The sequence below is a fragment of the Nostoc mirabile CHAB5784 genome, from assembly GCF_020829645.1.
Classification (GTDB): domain Bacteria; phylum Cyanobacteriota; class Cyanobacteriia; order Cyanobacteriales; family Nostocaceae; genus Nostoc; species Nostoc mirabile.
Map to the genome: position 1 here is coordinate 1 of NZ_JAIVFS010000059.1, position 26079 is coordinate 26079.

Below are 26079 nucleotides of genomic sequence, written 5' to 3' on the forward strand. Positions count from 1 at the left end.
TGGAGCATCTGCGAACTAAAGTTGCTCAACTTCTTGCTGAACTAACTCCTAAAATTGCTGCTTCTTTGACTGGTTATGACTTCATCCTTGATGCCTTATCTGTCGCAAACATTTTTTGAATTGGTATAACATAGGGTAGACCTTCATCCCTAAAAAACTCAAATTATGAACTGCAAACTTCTGGCAACAGTCGTAGTGCTAGCTACTACTAGCTTTGTTACCTCTGTTAAATCTCAAGAACCTACTACCGACACTCCAGCAAAATCGAATCAAGTTTTGAATGCTTGTGTTCAGAATCAAGCAGAAACTTTACCAAATCCCTTTAGTGATGTGCCATCAGACCATTGGGCTTTTAAAGCAGTTATGACTATGCACTACTGCGGTGCTTTCCGCAAAGCTACGCCACCAGCTTTAGTTCAAAAACTGCAACCAACAAATAGCCAGCAGCAACCGCAGAAAGAACCGCAGTTTTAAAAATAGGGCGTTGCTGACTAAAGATATAAAACTTTGAGTAGCAAAAGCCGCCGATTGAAATTTCGATGGACGTTGAGATGAAGAGAATTGTGGTAAATGTAAAAAGTTTACTATTCGGTGTCTAATGGTATTTTCGCCTTTTGAAACACCTGCTCAACAGTAAATTCCAATCCCTCAAATAAAGAATCTTTGAGTAATTCTTCTCCCATATAAGTTTGTGGTGCTGCATCGGGATAAAAAACAGTAATGCTTCTGGCTTTACTATCTAATACCCATACCCGCAGTACCTTAGCATCTAAATAGTCTTTGGCTTTAGCTGCCATTTGTCCAAAGGTTTGTCCTGGGGAAATAATCTCAATCACCAAATCAGGAGGAACAGGACAAGCTTCGTTTTCATCCCAGTTCGCAGGTAAACGTTCATAAGAAATGTACAAAATATCTGGAATTGGCATCCAATCTCGCCCCCGACGGGTTAATGCAACAGCCCATTCCGGGCAAACTTCTCCTTTTCCTTCACGCGATTGCTCAATCAAATTCAGAAGGACGCGGGTAAGTTTTGCGTGAAAAAATTTTGGTGACATTTTAGGAATTGCTTGACCATCAACAAGTTCATAAGTTACATCTCCCTCACCTGGTGAAAGATTTAAGAACTCTTGCAAGGTTAATTGATTTTTAGCTTGGAGTATCATGGCTCAATAATTGGTAATTCATAATTGAAGGACAGAGCAACTAATTTTTATTCCGACTCCTGAATTCTGACTCCTGAATTCTTCAAATTCTTCACATTCCTCGCAAAACTTGCCGAATAATATCTGATGGCACTTCATCGGTAACTGTCACTACACCAATCTCTGTTGGTAAAACGAACCGCACTTTCCCCGCTTTGACTTTCTTATCTAACTGCAACGCGTCAATAATTTCTTCAATATCTACCCCAGTTGGTAACTGAGTCGGTAAACCTGCTTTTTGAATTAAAGCATTTTGACGTTCCGTGTCTTCCTTTTGCCACATTCCCAATTCCACAGCAATTTGACCAGCTGCTACCATACCAATGGCCACCGCTTCACCGTGATTTACTAGACGATAACCAGTCAAACTTTCCACTGCATGACCGATAGTATGTCCATAGTTGAGAATCGCCCGCAATCCACCTTCTTTCTCATCTTTGCTAACAACATCAGCTTTGGCTTGACAAGAGCGCACTAGTATGGTGTGTATCAGGTCAGGTTTTACATAGCGGAGTTGGTCGAGGCGTTTACTTGCTTCCAATTGGGCAAACAATTCGGCATCCCAAATTACACCGTACTTAATAACTTCTGCCATTCCTGCCCGAAACTCACGCATAGGAAGAGTTTTTAACACATCTGGGTCAATCAAAACTAAGCGCGGTTGATGGAATGCCCCAATCAAGTTTTTGCCGTGGGGATGATTCACGCCAGTTTTGCCACCAATTGCCGAATCTACCATCGCCAAGAGAGTTGTAGGCACTTGGACAACATTAATGCCGCGCAGCCAAGTTGCGGCTGCAAAGCCAGTCATATCGCCAATCACACCTCCGCCCAAAGCCACCATAGTAGAAGAACGTTCTAAGCGGTTTTCCAAGGCGATATCGTAAAGTTTTTGGATGGAATTGAGGGTTTTGTAGCGTTCCCCTGGTGGTAGGGTGCAGCTAGCAACTTCAAATCCAGCAGATGTTAGGGATGCGTTAGCAAAGCTTAACGTTCGCGTAGCGTCTCGCAGAGAAGTTATCGCTCTTTCCCCAAAGTGCTTAAAAATCGTCGGATTAGAAACCAGCAATACCTTCTTGCCTAGCTTGAGACTGGCCATCTGTTGACCCAGTTGATCTAAACTCGAAGGTGCGATCGCAATCTCATAAGACTGGTCTGGTAAATTCACATTAATTACAGAAGTCATTGCCCAACCCCTAACAAGCGCCCGTGGGCTGTATTGTATCGCAATCTGGGGAGTCGGGAGATGAGGGAGCAGGGGGAGCAGAGGAGCAAAGAAAAGACTGATGCCCAATGACCAATGACCAATGACTAATGATTCAATAGATTTAGGAAGTATTGTGGAGAAACATAAATGTTTGCAATTGTAGCTTACATCGGCTTTTTAGCTTTGTTCTTTGGTTTGGCTGTCGGTCTGCTGTTCGGTTTGCGGACTGCCAAAATAATTTAACCCAGAGATACATTCAACCTATCAACCTATGATTTTTGAAGGACGGGCACTCTGCCTGTCCCTCAATTCACAATAAGTTGCGCTTAAAAGTGGTCGAACCATCGCCTAATCGATTAGTTTGTTGTCCCACTAAAACGCTCACGAGTACCATCGCTGCTCCAATCAGTTGAATTGGCATTAGCGTTTGATGTAACACAATAAATCCCATCAGTGTTGCAACTAGGGGACTCATCAATCCCAAGCAAGAAACAGGTGTTGTTTTTAATCGTTCAATTCCGCCAAACCAAAGCATATAAGCTAACCCAGTTCCCACCAAACCCAAATAGCCCTGTTTTGTCACTCTCGGAAAACAATAATCGAAGCAAGGTTCTGAAACTTTTATTTCATCAAGCTTTGAGCCAATATTATCTAACAGTAACTAAAATTTATAGACAAAACCTAAAAATTAAAGCTCTGAAAGGCTTTTAGCGATTGGGTTCTCCCAAAGTGATAAAAGAGGGTTAAGCACTAAAGTGCTTACTACGAACCGTTATAACTAGCCTAGACATTATACTCTATGACTGAAGCAAAAATATCTATATAAAACCATAATTGTCCTCTGCTTGCAAATTATGCAAACTAAACACTTACAATACAAAAGTCACAAGCAAATTTGTGACTTTTGTACTAGTAGTACAGTGTTCCAGTGTAAATATACCAACTATCCCCCTACTTTTAAGCAAGGGACAAAATCAGTGGAAAGCTTATAAAGTAAGCTTTTTGAATTTTGCGTAGCGCTACTAGTACAGGTCGGCGGAAATAAATCTACCATTTCAAATGGCCCAAAAGCTTGGAATATAATTATGCGTGAATGCGTGACTTCCGCCTTGCGGTACTAGTCTTCTCTTTCGCCAAAAACTGTCTGTAAAACCACTGCAATACCCCCGTCTTGGTGATATTTATCTGCCCAGGCACGGATAACTTCATCCAATTCTTCCATAGCCTGCTCCATTTTTTCTGGGAGGATATCAAGTTCTTCCAGTAAGCGCATGGCATTTCGTCGCCGTTCTGCCCAATTTTTCATCATGCGGAAATACCGAGCGGTATCTTCTACCATGATGTAAGTGCGTTCTTGATCGTCTGCGGGGGCATAAAAAGGACGGGTAAGAGCATAGAAGGGCATTCCCCAAGGAGAATCAATGCGTGTTACCGTTCCTGAGTAGAGCAGACGGCGCTTGATATGCTCACCCAAGGCTTCACTCAAAGGCATTTGGTGTTCGGGTGGCAAGTCTTCTTGCGATCGCCTGTGCAAAAACTCAATCAAATCCAGAAACTCAAAAGAGCTAACTAACTGGGCGTCAGGTAAGTTACTGGGCAGTTTTTGCTCAATTTGCCTTTTTTCTTCACTTGTCAGACTGGTACCAGGAACGCGCGATCGCCCCGGTTGCCAAGGATATTTTTCTAGCCAGACATAAGGCAATTGAATTAAATAGCGCGGTTCCTGAGAACCCAGCATCTTTAATAGTTTGCCTTCTGTTAGAGCCTGTCTGACTTCTTCTACAATAATTTTTACCCGTTTCGGCTCCAGGTGGTGCAAATGCCCTGTCATCCGCAGGTTTTGCCCCTGCTCTAGATAGGTCATGTAAATTGCACACTTTGCTGCTGTTGCGGCTGCGTCTAAAAATGCCCCATGCCTGTGCCCACTCGTCCGCATGGCACTAAAAGCCAGATAAAGCATGATCTGATCCATCGCACTGGGGTCAAGACGTTTGATCAGATCTATGTCGTTACTCATATTACAGACAATTGAATAGCACGTTTACACAATTTTTAATGGATTGAAAATAGGTAGTATACACCTGGCTGAAGGCAATGTTTTCACTTCAGACTATATTAGTATGCGATAACTATGAAATCCGTGGTAGCCCAAACTACCATTTTCGCATCTTTTCTGGTATTAAGGCAGATTTAGTTGTGGTTACTATAACTGTCTGGAGCATCTGACCAGAAAATTACAGACATCACCAATCCCAGCTTGACGACGGTTTCCGTCCCAAATGTCAACTGTGTTGCAAGTAATCTATAAAGCCTTTAAGTTCTCTGAGATTTTTTTATCTTTCAAGAGCAACAACATCAAGCTGTTTACACCTTAATTATGGCACTATGCCGACTCGGAGTAAAAACTAGTTTGCGTGGTTCATCTGGGATATCTGTTACTCGAAAAAGATGGCTTTTATTCAGCTTTAGCGAATTATTTTTAGCACACAAATGACTAGAAATAAGTGGGAGTGGTCTAAAAATAAATCGCTTACCAGGTGTAGAAACATTCAGAGGTTGAGCCACATGGCTCGTTGCGAACTATCATTTGATTCACAACCTCCAGTGATGTCTCGGCAGTATAAGCCGTTGGCTTGACGCAAGATAGTAGACATCAAGTAGAGCAATTAATTCCAATTTCAAAAATACCTGTTGTTTTTTCAAATCTCGTTCCTTATCATATCATTTTTTTTGGAATTTGTAATAAATTTATGTATTTTTAAAATTGATAAATGCGTATTTAAACAATTTATATTCTGGTTCAATCAAGGTTTGATGATATTTTGATTTTTCCTTCTAAATCAAAACCATAATTATATTTTTGGGTTGATAATTTTACACAGAAAGCTGCAATTCAGTCTGAATTAATCGCATAGCTATCAGGTTTTTTGATCATACTAATAGCGAAATAATTAGTTATTAGCCAAATATATAATAAAACATATTTGATTTTCTAAGTTATTTAGATATTTTTTTCATGAAAGAATTTTAAATTTTCATGATTTAACTAATTCATTGGCTACTTTTAAGTATATTTTTACCTCGCTGTTTTATATATTTGACGGATGTTGAATTGCGTAAATAAAAAGAAGATAATCCGTAGCAAGCTACGATATAAGCTTCTTTATCTAGGCGTCTGGGCGATCGCAGACTAAATTGACTAGTGCAGATTGACAGAAATAAATATACCATCTCCCCAAACACAATAACTAAGTGGGCGTGAATAATTAAAGGTTTGTAGTAAAGCCTCTAGCCTTATTTTAAAGGCTGAAAGTCTTACTACAAGACAACTTAATTAATTTTACATTACGTAACATAGTTTAATTTATTCTTGCCCACTTACTGAGTCTACCACGCTGAAAAACCGTGTTACTCTAAACACTTGTGCTACTTCTTCATCTCCTAGTTGCAAAACGTGCTGCAATGGTCTTAACTCCTTGCCAATCTCCTCTGTGAGCAAGTACTCGTGCTAAATTGCTTGAGTCAGTACTACTCGTACTGCTTATATATACGTGTTTTACCTACCTGTATCAGGCTAAATCCCTAAAAAAATATTACAAGTAAAGTTATTCTGATTACTGCTCACTCATCTATTAAGCGTTATCTCTACCTATACAGCAGTCTTAAATTATTCGTAAAAGCTGAGATCCCCAGCAACTTTTACGAAGCCGGGGATCTTATTTGTCACAGATGATTTAGAGAAGTTACAACTAGGCGTATTCGCTTCAGGATTGATGCCTAGAGTGATGGGAGCTACTTTACCTCCCACCACACCTAAACTGATTGAACTCGTCATTTAATTCTTGGGACTAGAGGGTTTAACCTTATTTCGCATTGTTTCAAAGCTGAAAGCAGCCGCGCCAAAGGTTACTAACAACACTCCTAGAATTTGCACAATATGCAAATTTTCTTGAATGATTAACCCAGCGAAAATCACGGTTAAAACTGGGATGCTAGCACCGATGAGCGCTGATCGGGAGGGGCCTAGTTTACTAATACCAACATTATTCAGCAAATAGCCGGCAAGAGTCAACACACCCAAAATAAATGCACTTAAAACCAGTTCCAGCATCTTAGAGGGGTCAACTACCAAGTTCCAATCGCTTGGTAAAGGTAGCATCAAGCAGATAAAGCTCAACAGCAACATGGTAGCGAAGTTAATTAAAGTAAAAGTCACAGGATGCAGTTTGCTAGCACAATGCCCCGTCAGAAATATGTAGGCAGCAAAAGCCACGCCTGAAAGAATGGCGGTGCTGCTTCCCATTGAAGTATTACTCATACCTATGCTGGGAGAACCTGCCAAAACCAACAATTCACCGCAGCAAATAGCGGCGATCGCACCGATGCGGAATATGCCAAGGCGAGCGCCAAACAGAAGCCTTGACAATAGACCACTAAGCATTGGATAGACAAAGAACAGTGCGATCGCCATTCCAGTTGGGACTTGAGCGATCGCAGTGTATATGAGCACCTGAGATAAAAACAAAAAGCACCCACTCACAACTGACAACAGCAAAGTCTGCTTCGTATCGGCATTAGCAGGTGTGGGATTTCCTCGGACTGAGTTAGCCAAGTTTTCCAAGTCTTGCCACAAACTTGGATGCAGTATCGGAGACAACAATACCATCAGTGGTACTACTACCATAAACCGTAGGGTCAAAATTAAGAAAGTATTGCCCAAAGTCGGCGGCAGCAAGCGCTCTACCTCTAATACTCCAAAAATCTGGGAACCTTCGTCGAAAATTATCTTGATGGCTACGTTGTAAAGCGACGATAACACTGCCGATAAGACAATCAGCCAGAAACCGATTTGGATCGGGGATAAACCAGAGGAATTGCGCGATCGCGATTGTGGAGGTTTTGCTCGCGGCTGCGGCTCTAGCGCAGTAGAAGGCGGGGATTTAGCTTTGCTCTGTGACACGTTCCTGCGGAGGAGAGAAATTGATTCAGCAGCGTTTCTCCTTCGTGAAGGTTGTATTGCTTCCGGCTGTGGCACAGATACAGTCGGAGGCTCTGATGTCGTTTCGTTTTCCGGTAAGTCCTTATTGAGGACAGAAATTGGTTCAGCAGCACTTTCCTTTGGTGGCGGAACTACAGCAGCATTCGGCTCTGATTTAGTTTCCGTTTGGGACAAGTCTTTGCTAGGTACAGAAATTGGGTTGGCGGCGTTTTCTCTAACAATAGTCGGCTCTGATTTAATTTCCGTTTGGGACAAGTCTTTGCTAGGTACAGAAATTGGGTTGGCGGCGTTTTCTCTAACAATAGTCGGCTCTGATTTAATTTCCGTTTGGGGCAGGTCTTTACTGGTGATAGAAATTATGTTAGCGACGTTTTCTCTAAGAACCGGCGGCTGTGATGTTGTTTCCCTTTGGGATAAGTCTTTATTGGGGACAGAAACTGGGTTTGCGGCGTTTTCTCTAACAACAGTCGGCTCTGATGTCGTTTCCCTTGGTGAAAATTTATTGGGGATCGCGGAAATTGGCTCAGGGGAATTTCTTACTACTTCGCCAACCTGTGGCGGGGATGTCTCAAAAGAACTGTTTTTCTCTGGCTCGGTAAATTGCAAAACAGTAGGTGTACCTGCTGTTGCTGCTTTGCGTGAAGCTTCTTCTATAGTTTTTTCTAGTTCTCCATGCAGGCGATTAACAAACTCCGCCAAAATCGTTTCCCCTTGCTGCTGCTGGCTGTACATCCGTGACAACTGTTGGGAAAGATTACTTTGATAGTTCTTCAGCTCCTGTTGTAGCGAGTTAAAGGTAATAGTAACGGTGTCATCCAAGCTGTCAAACATGTGTTCGACTTTTTCATTGATTTCACCTACTACATTGCTGCTTACTTCAGCGGACTTAAGCGCAGCTTGATCGTAAGACTTGCCCTCTATGGTTTGGTTAGCTAAAGTTGCCAGAGAGGATTGCAGTTGTGAAGATATATGCTTTGCCAGAACTTCTGCCAGTTGCCGAATTAACACTTGCTGCTCAGTAATTTGGCGCACTTGTTGTAAATGCTCTTTTTCCTCTAGCAAGCTTTGAATGTCATCAGATAACCGGTTTTTTTCTGACTGAAGCCGCTTTACGTCTTCCTGCAATCCTCTGAGGACATTCTGTTGAAGATTTTCTAAGTCTTCAACTACAGCCCAAAGAGCATTTTCTGCTGCTCTGGATAGCTCGCCTCTGACTCTCGGGTTTTCTGGTTGCTTCTCGAATCGCCCCATTAGCTTCTAACCTCTAACACCTTGACGATAAAGCTGCTTCCGGTACACTTTATTGGCGCTCATACTAATTCCTGTATTTTGTCAGATAAATTGAAAATTTTAACAGCACTTGGGCATTTCAACGTAATTCTGTCATACTAGACACAGGTTGGCAAAGCATCAAATCTGCCCTACTGCTTAATACACAGTGTTTTCTTCAGCATTGACAAGTATTTTGTCATTCGATTTTGGACTTTGGATTGTCCGTATGGCTGTAAGTCGCTTGAACTATAACCTTTGTTGTTTTTGGTCAGTTTAATTTAGATCAACTATTTGCTAATGAGATTTTTACTTTTCAATAAATCTCACTCCAAATAAACATTTATCTTAAGTTCAAGGGTTTAAGACCCCTACATCTATATGTAGCACCAGTTTCAGTCGGGGTTTAAATCGAACGTAGTTGCCACAACGCTCTTAACCCGCGCATCGCCCTTGGCGTCTCCCCTTGGGAGAAGGCACTTCTCTTCGTCTGAAATGTCTAAAATGTTTGAATTTTGAATGCGTGAATTTTGAATTGTTAATGTTTTGCTACCAATAGTAATTGTCAAATACTTGCAGATGGGTGCGTTATTGCCACAAAATTGTCTGACTTGCGAAATTAACTGTAAATTCGTCTAGAATGTAACTTGTGTGACAGTTTATATCTCTAAATGGAGATTAAAGTATCTTTCTGTGGAAATTCAAAGTTACGCTATCCGATCTAAAAATGCTAACAAATGCTAACAAATGCCCTCATTTTCTTCCTGTTTCATCCTGGAAGTGTCGGCACTATCCAGTCCACAAGCTAACACGACTAATCTAGCCGCTTCCTGACTTAAATTAATAGCAGCATTCAAATCTCTATCGCATGTCATACCGCAGCACACACATTGGAATACTCGTTGAGACAGTGACAGAGATGGTTTTTTTTCACCACAGCTAGAGCAAGTTTTGCTACTGGGATAAAATCTATCCACAACTACTAACTTACTACCAAAAGCTTTGGTTTTATATTCTAACTGCCTACGGAATTCATAAAAACCCATATCAGCTATAGATACAGCTAACTTCCCATTTGCTAACATTCCTGAGCCACTGCGTTGGGCGGGTTCCCCGACTTGAAGCAAGTGGCGTGATACATTCAAATCTTCTATCCCTATCACCGCGTGGTTTTTGCTAATATAGGTGGTGATTTTATGTAATGTATCTTTCCTGATGTTGGCAATATGAAGGTGTAGTCTCGCTATTTTAATATTGGCTTTTCTATAGTTACTTGAGCCAACTTGTTTATGCCGATTCAAATATTGCATTCTTGCTAGTTTTTTCTGATACTTTTTATAACTCTTGGCTCCATCAAATATTTCTCCTGTTGATAATATCGCTAGATGATTTATTCCTAAGTCTACTCCTATAAACTCTTGTTTTTTAGGGGTTTCACTCGTTTCTACTTCTATTTTCCAAGATATAAACCACTTATCGGCTTGTTTACTGATTGTGACTGATTTGGGTTTATATCCTGCTGCTAAAAGTTCGTAGGTTTTTATCCATCCAATTATCGGTACTTTTACTTTTCTGTGGTCAATATGAATTGCTCCATCTAAAGTAAAAGAATCATGTTTACCTTTTTTCTTGAAGTTAGGAAACCCTTTGTTTTTCTTGAAAAAACATTTCAAGGCATCTGATAAATATCTTAATGCGTATTGAGGAGCGCATTTTGATACTTCATAATACCAAGGATGGGTAGATTTAATTGATGCTACTAACCATTTATGTAAGTCTATGGCTGTGGGAAATTTAATTTTGTCATCTGGGTTGATACTATTATGTAGCAATACCTGTTGGCATAATGCTAAACCTTGATTCCAAGCGTGTCTGGCTACTCCTGCGTGTCGGGAGAGTAGTAGACGTTGTTGCTTGTTGACTTTCAGTTCTGTCTTGAATCCTAGTAGCATATTTGTATTTTACAGTCTCATGCCAACATAATCACTCTTATCAGATGATTTTGGGAGTCCCAATAATAAATGTAAGTAATTGGTAGTAATTATTAGCTTTTTGGATACTGTTAATTAACCCCTGCACAACATTCTAATGAATGAGCAGCAGTTCTGCAAAAATACGCTTTTTTGGCGTTGTTGCAGTCTAGGTTCTATTTTGAGTAGATGCAGTAAAAGAAAAACTTAGGAAAATATTAATAATTCTTTAGAGAAATAAAATCCGGGCGATGCTAAAGATGGCAGCGCTAAGGGCAGCACTCAGGGGGATTGTAATTAGCCATGCGGCGGCAATACCTTTTAGTGTTTGAAACTTAATTGACTTGATATTTTGCACTAGTCCAATACCAACTACACCGCCGACGAGAGCGTGAGAGGTGGAGACTGGTAAACCTAGCCGGGAGGCGATGAGGATGGTAGCAGCAGTAGCAAGTTCGGCACAAAATCCACTACTAGGTTGCAAGGCAATAATGTTTTCGCCAATAGTGGCGATGACTTTTTTACCCCAGACAGCTAAACCACCAACAATACCAGCACCACCAAGGATTAAAATCCAAATGGGGATGGTGATACCATCTGTAGGTACGCTACCAGTGCGATTGATGTAGACGATCGCAGCTAAAGGAGCGATCGCATTTCCCACATCATTAGAACCATGAGCAAAGGCGACAAAGCAAGCACTTAGTAGTTGGAATCGGGCAAATAATCTTTCTACGGGATTAGGGATTGGGGATTGGATAGACTCTTCTGTTTTCCCCAAATCTTGCAATTGTCGCCAACTAATGATTGTGAGTCCAACTGCTGCTACTGCACCAGTTAATAGTGGTATGTCATAAGCAGGGATGTTGAAACCAACTTGCTCAATTACAAAATTGGTTAGCGGTTGAGTCAGCGATGGTAATACAATTACGCCGAATACACCTAGTAGCGCAGTACTCAACCAGGGAATCCATTCTTGTAACTGCACTACTTGATTGGGTTGATCTAAAATCCAGTGCTTTATTTGACTGTAGAATAAAGCAGCGATCGCACCACTAATTAATGGTGTTAAAACCCAGCCAATGGTGATCAAGCCAATTGATGACCAATCAATTGCACCTACTCCTAAAGCTACCCAACTAAATCCAGCGATCGCACCAACAACCGCATGAGAAGAGGATACAGGTAAACCGCGTGATGTGGCAATTTGTAACCACACACCACAAGAAATTAGCACCGTTACCATCCCAACAACGAATATTTGGGGTGTAGCTGCGAATAAAGCGGGATTGGCAATTTTCGTTGCCAGAGTTTCCGTTACTTCATGTCCAAACAACACAGCACCCGTAAATTCTAATATCCCAGCAATTATTAATGCCTGTTTGAGGGTAACAGCTTTGGAACCTACAGAGGTTCCCATCGCGTTAGCAACATCATTTGCTCCGAGATTCCAGGCGACGTAGAAAGCTAGTAGGGCGACTGCAACTAGGGTAATAAGCATTTTTTTGAGGCTAGCAGGAAGATGAGGGAGCAGGGGAGATCAAAATTCAAAATTCAAAATTCAAAATTGAAGAGATCCCCCTCATCTCCCTTTTACGGATAAATTAAGATTTTATAAGTATCCGGTGTGGGTGCGATCGCAACTTCGACAGCTGCTGATAAATCTTTTAATGGATAGCGATCGCTAATCAACGCTTGTACGTCAATTCGTTGATTAAATACAATCTCAGCTGATAGATTCTGAAGCCGATAAGATGAGCTATAACTGCCTATCAAGTCAATTTCTCGACGGTAGAGAATATTAGGGTTGATGGGAATTTCCACCTCATCGGGGAATTCCGCGAAAAATAATATTTTGCCACCTTTGCGGGTACTATCAAGTGCTTGAAAGAAAGCTTTCTCGCTAGGAACAGCCAGCAGGGTAATATCAACACCCAGTCCACCAGTTAGCGCATGGATTTTTGCTGATAAATCGGGATCACGAGCATCAAAAGCCGCCTCTGCACCGACACTCAAGGCTTTTTCAATTCTAGAGGGTAGTAAATCGGTAGCGATCGCTTTTGCTCCAAAATACTTTACCAACATGATAAACATTAACCCAATTGGCCCAGCACCAGTAACTAACACAGTTTGTCCTGGAGCAATTTGAGCTTTTTTCACAGCTTTCAAGCAGCAGTTAGTCGGTTCTACAAAACTGGCTTCTTCAAAACTGATATTATCCGGGATGGGAATTAGCCCGCCATTTTGGACAATATGTCCGGGAACCTTGACATAATCGGCAAAACCGCCGCCACTAGCGTTAAAGCCTGCGGTTGTGGAGATGTTTTTGTAAACATCACACATGGAGAAATTATCATTTAGGCAGTAGGCGCAACGCATACAGGGGATGTGATGCATCACTGCTACTCGTTGTCCAACTTGCCAACCTTTGACATCATTGCCTAATGCTGCGATCGTGCCGGCAGTTTCATGTCCAAAAATGCGCGGCGGTTCATATAATGGATAACGAATTTTTTTAATATCTGACTGACACAACCCCACAACCCGGACCTGTACCAGTACTTCATCTGGTTCTAGGGTTGGAACTGGGATATCTTCGTAAGACAGTTGATTGACGCCTCTAAATACCTGTGCTTTCACGTTGGTTTTTCCCCACTCAACGATACTAGATGTAACATTAGTGGTGAACGTTAAGCTATCAGGTTTGTGATTTATATGTCTTACCTTGTTCTAGTTCTGTTTCTAAGCTTTGTTCAAATCTTTGGAATGCTTTGATATCCGCCGATGAGAGGTTACCTTGAATTTTGCCATTCTTAAGCCGCAAAATCTCCTCTCGGTTGTCCTTGGCAGTAATTGTTAAAACTCCCCGATTCTGCCAGAGTCGATAGCGCTCTCCCTCAAAATATAAGCCCCCTTCTAGTGCCACCTTGCCTAATTTATCCAAGGCTTTTTTAGCAGTTTGGAAAACACTCTGGCTATATTCATGCCATAAAACCTTACTGGCGAATATTGGTACTTCTTTGTTGAGCAGATCAAGTAGCTCGACAAAAGTCAGCGGTGGCTTTTTTAAATCTTGAGACCATCGCTGCATTACTTGAAGTATGGAATCTGGGTCAAGATCGTAAAGGTGAGTAAGAAAGGTATCTGGGTGCTTGGCTTTTATATTCCAAGACCTCAGATCCTTTTCTTTAAAATCTTTGAGATTTGAATTACTCCTATTCGTAGAATCCTGCTTCTTGGCTCATCTGAGTTAGCTCAGTTAAGAGTTGATCGCGTTTCACATCCCGTTGCTGTTTGTAATTCATTAAATCATCAAAACGAACCCGTCGGTGTGAACCCACCTTAATGTGAGGAATTTCACCTTGTTCTAATAACTTGATCAGGTATGGGCGTGATACATTAAGAAACTCAGCGGCTTGTTGTGTCGTCAATTCCTGTTGTTGAGGAATTATAGATATAGCCTTACCTGATGCCATTGCGTGGACAACTTGAAGCAGGACTTGATAAATCGGTTCAGGAATGTTAATTTTTTCTCCGTTAGCTCCTACCAGTTTCGCCTGAAAATCTTTAACGCTCAGTATGCGCTCCAGTTCTTTGATAGATTGAGCTTCTAGCTGTGGAGATATTACAGAATCTAAAGACATGTTCTGTTTTAACATCATATTAGTCTACTACTGTGTTGCAGGGTTTGTCATTAACAATGCAATTTACACTGTTAATCTTATTCACCATCTTAATCATACACACTACATAAACGAAATATCCGAAAAATAAAATAAATTATCTTGTCTGATCCCAAGCTATGTGGAGAAAATATGTCAAAACTCCAGTGAGGTTAAGCGATGATTAATCAGACATAGACAGCTGATGTCTTAGTTGTCGGTGGAGGAACCGGAGGAACTGCGGCGGCTATCCAAGCGGCGCAATGGGGAGCTAAAACTATTCTGGTGAGATAGTGTTACGGCTTTCGTAACGCTGTATTATTTTTGAATATTTTCTCAAGATTTTTTCCGAGACGGTAGCAATGACTATTCGCCATGCGACTGAAACTGATTTGCCTGCAATTGTGGCAATTTATAATGCTGCAATTCCTAGCCGTATGGCAACTGCTGATTTAGAGCCAGTATCCGTGGAAAGTCGCCTTCCTTGGTTTAAGGCGCGATCGCCTTCACAACGGCCACTTTGGGTAATCGAAGTAGAGGGAGTAATTGCTGGATGGCTGAGTTTCCAATCCTTTTATGGGCGGCCCGCCTATAGTACGACTGCCGAAATTAGTATTTACATAGCCCCTCGCTTTCATCGATGTGGTTTGGGACGACAACTATTAGCAAAAGCAATTAGCGAAAGTCCTAGTTTGGGTTTAAAGACTCTACTATGCTTTATTTTTGCCCACAATCAACCCAGTTTAAAACTTTTTGAAACATTTGGTTTTCAACCTTGGGGAAATTTACCTAAAGTTGCCGAAATTGACAGCGTTGAAAGGGACTTAGTAATCATGGGACTCCGAATTATTGACACTCCCACAGCTTGAGGTTGTGGGATTGCAAGGTTTCAGTGATCTGTTGATTGACATCCCTGACAACGGAGTTTGGGAGGTATACTCAAGTCTATATGTTGCTAAATAGGGACTTTGAGCTTGCGATTTGGTTTAGTTAAATTCAGGCGATCGCAAAGAGACATTTATTTAGAGTAAATAATTTTTATCGTAATAAATTATTAATTTTAGCTAATTTTACCCAGTTTGGATATTCAGTCATCAGTAAATCATAAAGTTCTTGATCCGCTATATTTTCTGGATCTTCTAAACTGAAAAAATCGGCATTATCAACATAGCGATCGCTCATTTCGTCCAGTCGTTCTAGGAAGGTAAAATCACTTGCCTTTGCTTGACCTAACCAGCCTAAAATACCTTTACCTTTGACATCCTTACCTGACTTGCCAATAGCCATAAATTGCCAAAAAATAGGCTCATACGAGGACTCTTTAAGATACTGTTCTGTTTGCGGCTCGTCAGACGTTGCTCCATCTGTAACAAACATGATATAAACTGATTGATTTAACGGGATATCATTTTTTTTGCTACTTTTTTTAGATATTGGAAAATAAAATTTTCTAATCATATTGATAGCTTTACCATAGTAAGTACCACCTTCGAGTGGATACTGTTTTAGTAGATTTGGAATAAAGCTTTTAAAATTTTCGATAGTCATTGCACCTACGTTATGGGTTTTAGCTCCGAATAGAAATATATCAATAGAGGCGTTGTCATCAAAACGACATCCTAAAGCAAGAATTTTTTCAGCAAACCTCTGGATTTTACCTGAGCTATAGAGCGAACTCATTGAACCAGAGATATCAAGGCAAAGCACAACCTTAGCCTTATGATTTGCCAAATTTACTTTTTGAAGTGATATATCTGCTTTTTTAACGAGATTGAAAATATGTGGTGCTTCACGCTCAAGCTTTTTATCTAATGCTATATTTCCTTGATTTTTACAGTTTTCTTTCTCACCTTCTACTTTTGTATATTCTTTTTTTTGTTCCTGTTTAGTTTCTCCAATATATTTATCTACAAAACTTTGTAGCCCGGAACTATAGCCTTCTCCTACTGCTTGAAACCTCCATTCATTATCCTTTTTATACAAGCGTCCAAATTCCAAAGCTGTCTCTTGAGAAAAAGCCTCTTTTAAGTTGTACCGAGCTAAAGAATTTATATTTTCGTTATTGTAAATCTTGATAAAAGCATTTTTTATTTGGCTAAAATTTTGATTTTTTTCTTGACCTTGATGAATAGCGACAACAAAAACTATCTCCTGAATAACTGGATTGACTTTTGCTAAATCAATATAAATTGTCTCATCATCTCCGTTACCTTCCCCGGTTCTATTATCTCCTGAGTGCCTGAGAGAACCATCAAAAGATTCAAGGTTATTATAGAATACAAAATATTTTTCATCAGGAACTTTACCATCTGCACCTAACATGAACACAGAAGCATCAATATCATAGCTTTGTTCATTATGACTTGCTTGCCAACCTAAGCCAATGGCTACCTTCTTTATATCAGGAACTTCTTTAGAAAGATTAAACCTACCACCTTTGTTTAATTCAATTTCCATTTTAGATACATCCTATAGATTAAAATTATGTTAATTATTTTACGTAAAAAAGGGAGTACCACCAATGAATACTCCCTTTTTCTTAACTAATGAGATAACTGTTAAGCGGCGTATCGGTCTACAAAATTTTGCAGCCCTGATTTATAACCAGCACCGACAGCTTGGAATCTCCATTCTCCATCTTTTCGATAAAGCTTACCAAATTCAATTGCAGTTTCGGCAGAAGCATCTTCATCTAATTCATACTTAGCAATTTGTTTTTCTGTGGCGTTGTCATAAATTCTGATAAACGAATTTCTGACTTGTCCAAAGTTTTGCTTTCTTTGCTCCGCTTCATGTATGGTGACGACAAAAACTATTTCTTGAACTGAAGCATCAACTTTGCTCAAATCAACTTTAATAGTCTCATCATCTCCTATGCCCTCTCCTGTTCTGCTATCTCCTTCATGTTTTACAGAACCATCCGGTGATTGTGAGTTGTTATAGAATACAAAGTATTTTTCGTTAGGTATTTTTCCGTTAGCACCTAACATAAATATAGAAGCATCAAGGTCAAAAACTGAACCTGTATCTGTAACATTGACATCCCATCCTAAACCAATTCCGGCATTTTTCAAGCTTGGTGCTTCTTTTGAAAGATTGATTCTTTCGCCTTTGCTGAGGTTAATTGACATAATGACTACCTATTTTTTCAAAATGAATTTTATTCAGAGTTTTTATTGAGTTGAGTAACTCAATAAGTAGTTAAGCATAGACTTTCATAAGTCCCTCTAAACCATTAACCTTAATGCCGTTACCAATAGCTGCCATTTTCCACTCATTATTGTGATTGTAAATTTCAGCCATGACCATCCCGGTCATTCCTTTGTATTCAGACCCAGATAAATGATACTTGGCAATTTCTTGATTGTTAGACGTATTGACCAGTCGTACAAAGGCATTTTTTACCTGTGTAAATTCTTGTTTACAAGCAATGCAGTCGTAAATGTTAACCGTAAAAACTAATTTGACAATCTCTTTTGGGAGTCTAGTTAAATCTACAATAATCTGCTCGTCATCACCTGCTCCTGCACCCGTGAGATTATCACCCAAATGGGTAATAGCTCCTGATTTGTGGGATAAATTTCTAAAGGAAATAACGTTATTTATATCTGTTATTTTGTCCTTTTGATCTAAACAGATTACAGAAGCATCCAAGTCACAATCTTGAGTATTATTAAAAGCCCCAAAAAAACCGCCACCAGAACGTTTTGCTACATCCCACCCTAGTCCGCACATCAGCTTTGTTAGCCCAGGAGCTTCTTTAGAAAGTGAGATACGTTGCCCTTTTTGTAGGTTGATTCCCATGTGATTATCTTGAATATATTCAGATTGCTAATGTTTTGAGCTATTTGATTGGATAGCTGTTTGTATCAGCATTCATTCTTTTGAACTTTGTTAATTTTCACTACTTTTGGTGCGTTCAGGTTGGTATGAAGAATCATGATGCATTAAAGCAACTAATACCCAATGAAGCTAGCAATTTTTATTGTGTAATCCTGGTTTTTGTCAGAGTTAACTAATGAGTTTATCTATTTCAAGTTCAGTAATAACATGCCACATAAGTAGCTAGGCACATCATATTTGTTATGCGCTCTATCGTAGTCACCTTTAAAAAGCAGTGTAATCAGTAAAAATACGTAATCTCAAAAACTCTGACATTCATGCCACATATTTTTTTGTTGGTAGTACTGATATAATTGTCGTTATAAAGCAGACTGCAACTGCGCTAAACTATTAAACATTATTGTCTTTGTGTTAATGCTTAAGTGATAGCTCCGAGTCTAGAGCTTTGTTGTCAATAAGTTACGGCAGAACCAATGTTCTGATCATCCTATAGTGCGATCGCTTCAATTACTTACCAGAGTAGGCGAATGTAGAGACGCAAAATTTTGCATCTCTAAACATTTGTTAACAATGCTGCAACTGCGTTAACAACACAACAATTTCATCAATTGCCTGCCGCACAACTGTTGCAGGTTGTTCTGATTGATTCACGATAATACTAAAAACCAACGGCTCATAATTAGGCGCATTCATATATCCAGATAGAGAAATTGCACCCGTTAATGTACCTGTTTTTGCTTGCACAATGCCCTCAGCAGGCGTATCTTGAAAGCGTCCCTTCAAGGTTCCACTTCTACCCGCCACGGGTAAAGATGCGCGATATATATATGCTGTTGGTGTTCTTGCTATCCCTCGCAAAGTTTGTACCAAAGCTTCTGGTGTCACTAAGTTACGACGTGATAAACCCGAACCATCCACTAAAATATAATTTGCTGGATCAACTCCCAATTGAGTTAAACTTGCTTTGACAACTTCCAAACCTACATCAGCGCTAGTCTGATTCACTCTGGGTTTTTTCATAGCTAATGCTCTCAACAGAGCTTCAGCATAAAGATTATTACTATTTAGATTTGTCTCTGCTAATAATTCAGATAAAGGTGGCGACTCTACAAATGCTATTTCCTCTTGATTGACACCACCATTTGCTACTAATATTTGTCCCAAGGAAATTTTTTCTGTTGCCAAAGCAGTACGGAAGCGCCGTAAGAAGTAATAATTAGGGTCAACTACAGGCAAATCTATTAAAGACGGTTCAGAATTTGTTGTCAGTTGTCCTTGAATTCGTAATACTGTTCCTGATAATTCGCGGGTAACATTGACGTAGCTCGGTTGATTTTGGGCAACGGTTACTGACTGATTAATTGTTCGCCACTGTCTCGCTTCGCCAGCATCAGTCCACACCACTTGTAAAGATTTACCTACAGCTTGCGGTACAAGTTTTAAGCTAAAAATATTTTGATTTAGAATAAAGCTGCTGACTGGTGCGCCATAGTCTGACTGCACATCTTCCCATTGCCAGGTGGGGTTAACAATATCACCTTGAATATAACTATCATCAGCTATCAATCGCTGAATTTGGGTAATACCTTTCTGTTTTAACTGCTGTGCTAATGTTTGCAGTTGAGTATCACTGAAGCTGGGATCTCCCCTACCGACAACACGTAAAACACCATTGCCATTCTGATAAATAGAGGTGCGAATCCGAAAATTAGCACCCAATTGCTGCAATGCAGCTGCTGTTGTCAGCAACTTGAGGTTAGACGCGGGAGTAAAATATTTCTGAGCATCCCGACTGTAAAGAGTTGGCCCGGTTGAAAGGGGTTGCACTAAAATTCCCCAGCGCACCCGACTAAACAAGGGACGATTGATTACAGCATCTATAGCTGTTCCCAGTTGGGTAGAGCAAATTGATTTTGTGGTAGTTGTTGGTGCAACTGGGGTTTGTGCTTTCGCAATAGAACTAAATCCTATCTGGCTAGTCAAAAATATTAATAAAACACCCAGTGGATGATTGAAAGTCTTAAGTCTCACCAATTCTCCTTATCCCAAAGATAGATATTTTTACCTTGTCAACAACTTCTTTCCGGAGAGAGAAGAATTGGCTCAGTAAAGTTACTTAATTAGTATAGGGAAGATGTTCACATGTTTCATATATGGGCGATGTCTACGACGGGCTGCGCCTACGCACAAACATAATTTATGGGACTACAAAATAGAAACGTAAGTCAGCCTGAATATACACAAATACGGAATCGAGGCAATGGTGTGAGTACATTTTTATCTGGTGTAGCTGTATTACTCTCTACTTTGGCTTTAGGATGTAGCGGCTATGTAGCTTACGAAGTTTTCACGCTACGGCAGACACTAAATGCCAATAATACAGTCACTAACACCATTCCTACTCAAGTGCCAAGTCTTACAGCTACAACTTCTCCACAAGCAACGGCTTCATCATCGCCAGCCACTGCTACAACCTCAGCAATTAGCCCTGGTCAATTTGTGCAGCCTGCTTTCGGTAAAAAGGCAGAAGTTGAGTTACTTTCAGCAAAGCGAATTAAAGATCCAGAAACTGGAAACCGTGATGTGGTAAATCTGCAAATGCGTATTCGTCGCCTTGCCACAGACGGAGTTGTTGGTGGTGATATTATATCGGTTGCTAGTACAACAGCCCGCAATCCAGAGACTAGCGTAACCTACAAAGGAGTTGCTCTCAATCGCTCAACAGGAAGCGTTTCTTTGTTTCAAGTACGTCCACAAGCCTCCGCAGATGCTTATATCTGGCTAAGAGTTCCCGATGGTGTTAATAACTTGGACATTTTTGTGCCAGATACAGCCGCATTTAAAAATGTACCAATTTCTAATTAGTGGTCTATGGAATTAATTTTGATAACGTGCAAAATTCCCAACTTCTTTATGAAGTCAGGAATCTGAACAACTCAACTTAAACAAAATTATTTCTTACTCTAAATTAGCAACCCCAAATTAACGATGCTACATGGTTGAGGCTGTAATTGAAAAAGGATTACTCCTCTTCCTCTTCCTCTTCGTCTTCGTCTTCTTCCTCTCCGAATACTCCATCAATAAGTTCTTGTGCGCGTTCGTCTGAAATTTTTAAGGCTTCTTGAAGCTCAGAAATATAATCTTGTTCGTGTTCGGGTACTTCTTCGTCAATCCCTACCACTAAGATAGCTGTGATGTATGCAGCTTCGCGATAATTTCTGTTGGGTAAGGATTCGATGGACTGGGCGATTAAATCTTCTGGTTCTTCTTCTTCAATCAAGCTGACGACTTTTTCGGTCAATTCTTCAAAGTCTTCTTCAGAGTAATCTTCAAATAAGCCAACCCGACCGAGAAATTCACTTAAAGCATATTCTTCTGTTGAAGAAATACCTTCACCGTCAGCCGCAGCTGAAAACAGTCCAAGGATGGCGATCGCAACTTCTGGTTCTAGAGCAACTGAACTAACACTACGGCCTTTGGGCAACTTGCGTTTAGACATAATTATCCTTTAAAAGTTACGTGATATTTCAGGAAGTCATACCTTGCGGTTTATAGTGCTTCCTCAATTTATGATTCCCAAAAGAATCCAGAAATATACATTGGGATGAATCTTTTTTTCATAAAAAATACGCAGAGAATATATTACTCTGCGTATAAAAACGGTTAAATTCCCTTAAGGGATGAAGGTTTTTAGTACTTGTGTACGCTGCGTAGCCTAAAAGGATACGGTGTACACACAAGTCTGAAATAGCTGATTAACCAGGGTTTTACCCCACCCTAACCCTCCCCGATGTATTGGGGAGGGAACTAGATTTCTTTTTTCCCCCCAATATATCGGGGGGATTAAGGGGGGTAATTCGACTTGTGTGTACACCACCGTAGTTTAAAGTGAGAGGTAGGTAAGGCTGTATTAGAATCAACTGCAAACTTCTATAATCCCGTCTTTACAAGAGTTCTATGATTTCTCTACTTATTTTTTATCTCCAGGATGATATTGGCGCTTAGTTATCAGCCAACCTATGCCAATAAAAAAGAATGTAGCTAAAACACTCAACAATAAAGATGCGTAAAAGGGATGGGGTGGGTTGTTGGGAGATATTACGGTTAGGGGTTGGTTAATTTTGTCGATGTGTTGGACGATTATACCAGAGGCGATCGCACCACCGCCAAAGCCTATACCTAGTACTTGGATTGTGTTTTCTAAGGAGCGATCGCGCTCAGTTTGTTCTGTCTCTACTATACCTCGGATAGTATCAACGAATTGCCCAAACAATTCTTGACCTGGAGTCAGATAGTTAATATCTGTTTGTATTTGTTCTTGCCATTTTTTACAGTCTTTATTAATAAAATTTTGCCAAGATTGGGGGATATTCCCGCTATCAATAGTTTGAATCTTCTCTAAACAAATTCTGTAATTAGTAATATTAGTAGTAATTGCTGTGTGGTGTGTTTGTAAATCTTGCAAGCATCTGGTGTAATCAAAGTTTTGTTTAGGAATTTTTCCCATTAAGCTTTTTAAGCCAGATAATTGTGTTTGATTTTCAGATATCAGCCTGTTAAATTCTTGGATTTTATTTTCTAAATCACTATAAATTCTTCTTGCTTCTCGGTAGCGCTGACGAGCTAGTTGATAAATGTAAAGTATTTTGTGGTAGCTACAAAGTAAATTTAGCAACCAGTCATAGGCTTTTTCTGCAAGTGTTACTGTTGCAGCTTGACTATTATTAATGACTATTAAAATATGGCATTGTTTGGCAGGATTATCTGGTTCATCTGGGTCAAGTGCTTGGTATTCAAATAAAAGACTACCAAACAGTTCTCCTTGTTGCGATCGTACAGGATTTAAATTTGTGCCAGCTACTAAGGCTATGGCTAATTTTTCAGCTAGTTTATCACAATCTTCACTTGGATCTACTTCTCCATAAATCCATAATGTTTGTCCTAAAGATGCTTGAATATTAGATGGTAGTAGGGAATTTGGTTTAAAATGTTGCAGTTGTAGTATGTCTATGGAAATGTTTGGTAATTCTGGAAACAGAGTTAAATCAACTGCGTAGGTATCGTTAAGCAAGAAAGGCTGAAGATTAGCATTAATTTTAAAGCCTTCTGTTGTTGGGAGACCACCTAATTCTAAATATTCTGTATCAGTTAAACGTTCACCTTTTCTTCCTTGTTCGCGCTTGGGTTCGTATTTACCATTTTGATAACAAATTAATTTTGAGCGTAAATCTTTCAACCCAACAAAACTCAGCGAACCTTCACCCACTTTCACCAAATTTTCCCACAAGAGATTAGCATCTGCCACAACTTCACTGGGAAGTTCAGTTAGGGTGTGGTGGAGATGAAAAGCATAGAGGCTGAGGCTGAAATTATTCACGATTTTTGATTGGTTTTCGTGTTGTCAGATAAAGTTGTAGGTTGGGTTAAGCGAAGCGCAACCCAACAAATCCCCGGAAATGTTGGGTTTCGTTCCTCAACTAAAATTTTTTAGTAACGCAGCATATTATAGCGGTTCTCGAATGGAAGCAATACACTTTGACCTCTCTCCAAACCTCTCTCCTTTTAGGAGAGAGGCTTTGAATCTTACTCCCCAACGCTAGTAGTTACGTTGTAGGTTGGGTTAAGCGAAGCGCAACCCAACAAATCCCCGGAAATGTTGGGTTTCGTTCCTCAACTAAAATTTTTTAGTAACGCAGCATATTATAGCGGTTCTCGAATGGAAGCAATACACTTTGACCTCTCTCCAAACCTCTCTCCTAAAAGGAGAGAGGCTTTGAATCTTACTCCCCAACGCTAGTAGGGAAGGGGTTGGGGGTTAGGTCTGTATTGCACTCAACCCAGAAGCGCTATATATGGCGGTGCGTTGGGCTAAAGCCATAACACATCTATTTAAGATTTACTGGTTTTTTGCTTGTCAGACAAAGGAGAGTTCCTTTTTATAGCATTTTCTGTAAGTTCTTTTGATGATTCACTAGGTTGATTGACTGGAGTTTGTGATTTACTATTAGCTATTCCTATGTTTTCGTTTCCATCAATAGGAGATGCAGCACTGAGCGATTGCAGGTTTTGCTTGTAAGCTTCTAGAATTTGATTACGGGATTCTGGTTGCAACCATTTTTCTAGGATTTCTACAATTTCCTCATCGTCTTCTGGTAACTGACTCGATAGTTGCTGCAATTCATTCCAGCCTTGAGTCGGAATCAATTTTGATTGAGAGTCAAGCACTTGAATAAAAGCTTTGATGCTATTTCTAGAAATTGACATTTTCTAAACTCCTTTACCTATATTACAAAAAGCAGCCCAATAAAAAGGTGATTCAAACGGTTTGGTTGAGGCATTTTCATGATTAGCAGCAAAGTATTCATTTAAATATATCTTGCAACCCCAACTTAGTGAGGAGTTAATCAGCCAATCTTGAAAGCCTTTGACTGTCGTATCCCTTAACCAACGTTGTGCTGAATTTAAAGCTAATACAATATTACTTTGCTGCTGTAGTTCTTCGTAAAATTTAATCATCAATAATGCTGTAGCTGTAGCGCTGACAGTCCAAAGACTACTGACCACATTGGTGCTACCAGCTAACAAAAATCCACTGGGTAAACCAATGTATTCATCACTGGTGCTTGTGAAGTCGGTCAAACCAGTTTCGCAAGCAGAGAGAGTAACTAGGCGACAGTTTTCTAGTTTGAAGTGAGTAATGATATCTGCTAAAGTCAGGTTTCCATCAGCTAACTGTAATCCAGAATCTTGGGGAGAAGCAGAGTTAAAGTATCCATGACAGAAGAAAAAAGCACAGTTAGCTTTCAGCAATTTTTCATGTAGTGTGACATTATGAGGATTTTCATTAATACAGAGAATTGCTGATTTTTTGGCTTGGTCTTGCTTCAAAATATTAACATCAGTAAACTGCTTTTTGATGGCTGCAACTGCTCCTAAATCTTTTTCGTAGCCTTGATATAAATCTTCTGTGGGGTTTTGGATGGCAAATAAAGATTGAAATTCAGGACGTTGACGCAGTTGGACTTGTTGCAGAAGTTGACAACTGGGTGTATAGCCTACACCGTTGGGGAATAAGTCAATTAGGTATGATTCTTTTACAGGTAAAGCGTGGAGAGGAAACAGGTGTAAGTAGCGATGAGGAATGAGAATTAATCTGTCGCATTGTTTGGGTACTTGGGCTAAGATTTTATCAATATATAGAATTTCTGCTAATTTTTTCAGCCGTTCTTCTAGCTGATTCTGCCATTGGATTTTATCTTGATCTTCGGGGTTGTAGTAGTCAATCAGGTATTCCTTTGTCCAATTGAATAAGGCATCTAAGTCTTGTTGATTAGAATGCCAGATGGCTGGCTTGTTGTCACGCGTGATAATGAAAGCACGAAAACAATCATTAAAAAGATACCATTCGATGATTGCAGTTTTGTTATCTAAGAAGTTTTGAATTTCTCCAAAGTTGATGCTGCTACCAACTAAAGGCAAATTTTCTGGATTTGTTAATGTTGCTTTGGTTAACAGTTCTACTAAATTGCGGGTTTTGCTACGTTCAATATATTCTATTGCTTCGGTGTCTCTTGCCAATGCTAGGCAAACTTCCACCATACGTATATAAAGTTGATTCCATTCTTCTGCTTGTTTGCGTTTGGCTTCTTCACCAGAAATAATGTCTCCCCGCAAAGCTTCGACTGTTTCTATTGCTGCAACAAAGGTATTGTAAGCTGAGTCAAATTGTTTTTCGTCTTGGTATAACCTGCCGAGATTTAACAAAGTTTCTGCATGGTATTGAGGAAAGGCGCTGCGGGTTCTAACTTCTAGTGCATCTGTAAAAGCAGCGAACGTACAGTCAATATTATCGGCTCTGTCTCCTAATATTCTGTCACCGTAAGCAGCCCCTAGATTATGTTGCGTCGTTGCCTAATCTACAGGAAAG

Annotated in this window: 23 protein-coding genes and 1 pseudogene; 5 read left to right on the forward strand and 19 right to left on the reverse strand. The window is 40.0% G+C overall.

What is annotated here, in order from left to right; translation table 11 throughout:
• Positions 1-165: 165 nt before the first annotated feature.
• On the forward strand, positions 166-474 hold the full coding sequence (locus LC653_RS28470) for an S-layer protein (RefSeq protein ID WP_229498010.1): 309 nt from the start codon (positions 166-168) through the stop codon (positions 472-474).
• Positions 475-584: 110 nt separating this feature from the next.
• Here LC653_RS28470 and LC653_RS28475 read toward each other — a convergent pair whose 3' ends face one another.
• Together LC653_RS28475 and aroB are read right to left on the reverse strand one after the other, a co-directional pair.
• Entirely contained in the window at positions 585-1163 is a 579-nt protein-coding gene (locus tag LC653_RS28475; RefSeq protein WP_229498011.1) for a Uma2 family endonuclease, read from the reverse strand.
• Between the two features lie 91 nt (positions 1164-1254).
• On the reverse strand, positions 1255-2388 hold the full coding sequence (aroB, locus tag LC653_RS28480; RefSeq protein ID WP_229498012.1) for a 3-dehydroquinate synthase: 1134 nt from the start codon (positions 2386-2388) through the stop codon (positions 1255-1257).
• A 168-nt stretch (positions 2389-2556) separates the two neighbouring features.
• Between aroB and petL the strand changes: the two genes are divergently transcribed.
• Entirely contained in the window at positions 2557-2652 is a 96-nt protein-coding gene (gene petL / locus LC653_RS28485) for a cytochrome b6-f complex subunit PetL (protein ID WP_100899295.1), read from the forward strand.
• A gap of 67 nt (positions 2653-2719) precedes the next feature.
• On the opposite strand, the gene LC653_RS28490 is transcribed toward petL, so the two are convergent.
• The 9 genes from LC653_RS28490 to LC653_RS28530 all read right to left on the reverse strand — a co-directional run bounded on the left by LC653_RS28490 (position 2720) and on the right by LC653_RS28530 (position 14306).
• Positions 2720-2992, reverse strand: a complete 273-nt coding sequence (locus tag LC653_RS28490; RefSeq protein ID WP_229498013.1) for an EamA family transporter — start codon at positions 2990-2992, stop codon at positions 2720-2722.
• Positions 2993-3526: 534 nt separating this feature from the next.
• Positions 3527-4426 (reverse strand): heterocyst differentiation master regulator HetR, encoded by a 900-nt coding sequence (gene hetR, locus LC653_RS28495; RefSeq protein ID WP_229484880.1) that lies wholly within the window; start codon positions 4424-4426, stop codon positions 3527-3529.
• Between the two features lie 1650 nt (positions 4427-6076).
• Positions 6077-6244, reverse strand: coding sequence for a hypothetical protein (locus tag LC653_RS28500; RefSeq protein WP_229498014.1), 168 nt, complete (start codon positions 6242-6244; stop codon positions 6077-6079).
• A complete protein-coding gene (locus tag LC653_RS28505) occupies positions 6245-8659 on the reverse strand; it encodes an EamA family transporter (protein WP_229498015.1) in 2415 nt (804 codons plus the stop codon). It abuts the gene before it with no gap.
• A 758-nt stretch (positions 8660-9417) separates the two neighbouring features.
• Positions 9418-10629 (reverse strand): RNA-guided endonuclease InsQ/TnpB family protein, encoded by a 1212-nt coding sequence (locus LC653_RS28510; RefSeq protein WP_229498016.1) that lies wholly within the window; start codon positions 10627-10629, stop codon positions 9418-9420.
• Positions 10630-10876: 247 nt separating this feature from the next.
• Positions 10877-12148, reverse strand: coding sequence for an inorganic phosphate transporter (locus LC653_RS28515; protein WP_229498017.1), 1272 nt, complete (start codon positions 12146-12148; stop codon positions 10877-10879).
• Positions 12149-12240: 92 nt separating this feature from the next.
• Positions 12241-13287 (reverse strand): zinc-dependent dehydrogenase, encoded by a 1047-nt coding sequence (locus LC653_RS28520; protein ID WP_229498018.1) that lies wholly within the window; start codon positions 13285-13287, stop codon positions 12241-12243.
• 58 nt (positions 13288-13345) lie between these two features.
• The gene (locus LC653_RS28525) at positions 13346-13825 is read right to left on the reverse strand and encodes a VapC50 family PIN domain-containing toxin (RefSeq protein ID WP_504828437.1); all 480 of its coding nucleotides are present in this window, start codon (positions 13823-13825) and stop codon (positions 13346-13348) included.
• 37 nt (positions 13826-13862) lie between these two features.
• Positions 13863-14306, reverse strand: coding sequence for a helix-turn-helix domain-containing protein (locus tag LC653_RS28530; protein WP_229498046.1), 444 nt, complete (start codon positions 14304-14306; stop codon positions 13863-13865).
• A 183-nt stretch (positions 14307-14489) separates the two neighbouring features.
• Between LC653_RS28530 and LC653_RS28535 the strand changes: the two are divergent.
• Together LC653_RS28535 and LC653_RS28540 are read left to right on the forward strand one after the other, a co-directional pair.
• Positions 14490-14597, forward strand: a pseudogene (locus LC653_RS28535) (FAD-dependent oxidoreductase); the annotation flags it as partial.
• Positions 14598-14671: 74 nt separating this feature from the next.
• Positions 14672-15178 carry a GNAT family N-acetyltransferase gene (locus LC653_RS28540; protein WP_229498020.1) on the forward strand — a complete coding sequence of 169 codons (507 nt, stop codon included), beginning with the start codon at positions 14672-14674 and terminating at the stop codon, positions 15176-15178.
• Between the two features lie 169 nt (positions 15179-15347).
• Here the strand turns inward: LC653_RS28540 and LC653_RS28545 are convergent, their stop codons facing one another.
• From LC653_RS28545 to dacB, 4 genes are all read right to left on the reverse strand, one after another.
• Positions 15348-16766: a TerD family protein gene (locus LC653_RS28545; protein ID WP_229498021.1), complete on the reverse strand. Its 1419-nt coding sequence runs from the start codon at positions 16764-16766 to the stop codon at positions 15348-15350.
• A 101-nt stretch (positions 16767-16867) separates the two neighbouring features.
• Positions 16868-17440 (reverse strand): TerD family protein, encoded by a 573-nt coding sequence (locus LC653_RS28550; RefSeq protein WP_229498022.1) that lies wholly within the window; start codon positions 17438-17440, stop codon positions 16868-16870.
• 70 nt (positions 17441-17510) lie between these two features.
• A complete protein-coding gene (locus LC653_RS28555; RefSeq protein WP_229498023.1) occupies positions 17511-18113 on the reverse strand; it encodes a TerD family protein in 603 nt (200 codons plus the stop codon).
• 603 nt (positions 18114-18716) lie between these two features.
• Entirely contained in the window at positions 18717-20156 is a 1440-nt protein-coding gene (gene dacB / locus LC653_RS28560) for a D-alanyl-D-alanine carboxypeptidase/D-alanyl-D-alanine endopeptidase (RefSeq protein ID WP_372478235.1), read from the reverse strand.
• 261 nt (positions 20157-20417) lie between these two features.
• Between dacB and LC653_RS28565 the strand changes: the two genes are divergently transcribed.
• Positions 20418-21017: a hypothetical protein gene (locus tag LC653_RS28565; RefSeq protein ID WP_229498047.1), complete on the forward strand. Its 600-nt coding sequence runs from the start codon at positions 20418-20420 to the stop codon at positions 21015-21017.
• Positions 21018-21174: 157 nt separating this feature from the next.
• Here LC653_RS28565 and LC653_RS28570 read toward each other — a convergent pair whose 3' ends face one another.
• The 4 genes from LC653_RS28570 to LC653_RS28585 form a co-directional block, all read right to left on the reverse strand.
• On the reverse strand, positions 21175-21651 hold the full coding sequence (locus LC653_RS28570; protein WP_229498025.1) for a tellurite resistance TerB family protein: 477 nt from the start codon (positions 21649-21651) through the stop codon (positions 21175-21177).
• Positions 21652-22122: 471 nt separating this feature from the next.
• Positions 22123-23529 (reverse strand): hypothetical protein, encoded by a 1407-nt coding sequence (locus LC653_RS28575; RefSeq protein ID WP_229498026.1) that lies wholly within the window; start codon positions 23527-23529, stop codon positions 22123-22125.
• A 512-nt stretch (positions 23530-24041) separates the two neighbouring features.
• Entirely contained in the window at positions 24042-24416 is a 375-nt protein-coding gene (locus tag LC653_RS28580; RefSeq protein WP_229498027.1) for a hypothetical protein, read from the reverse strand.
• A 3-nt stretch (positions 24417-24419) separates the two neighbouring features.
• On the reverse strand, positions 24420-25916 hold the full coding sequence (locus LC653_RS28585; RefSeq protein WP_229498028.1) for a CHAT domain-containing protein: 1497 nt from the start codon (positions 25914-25916) through the stop codon (positions 24420-24422).
• Positions 25917-26079: the final 163 nt, after the last annotated feature.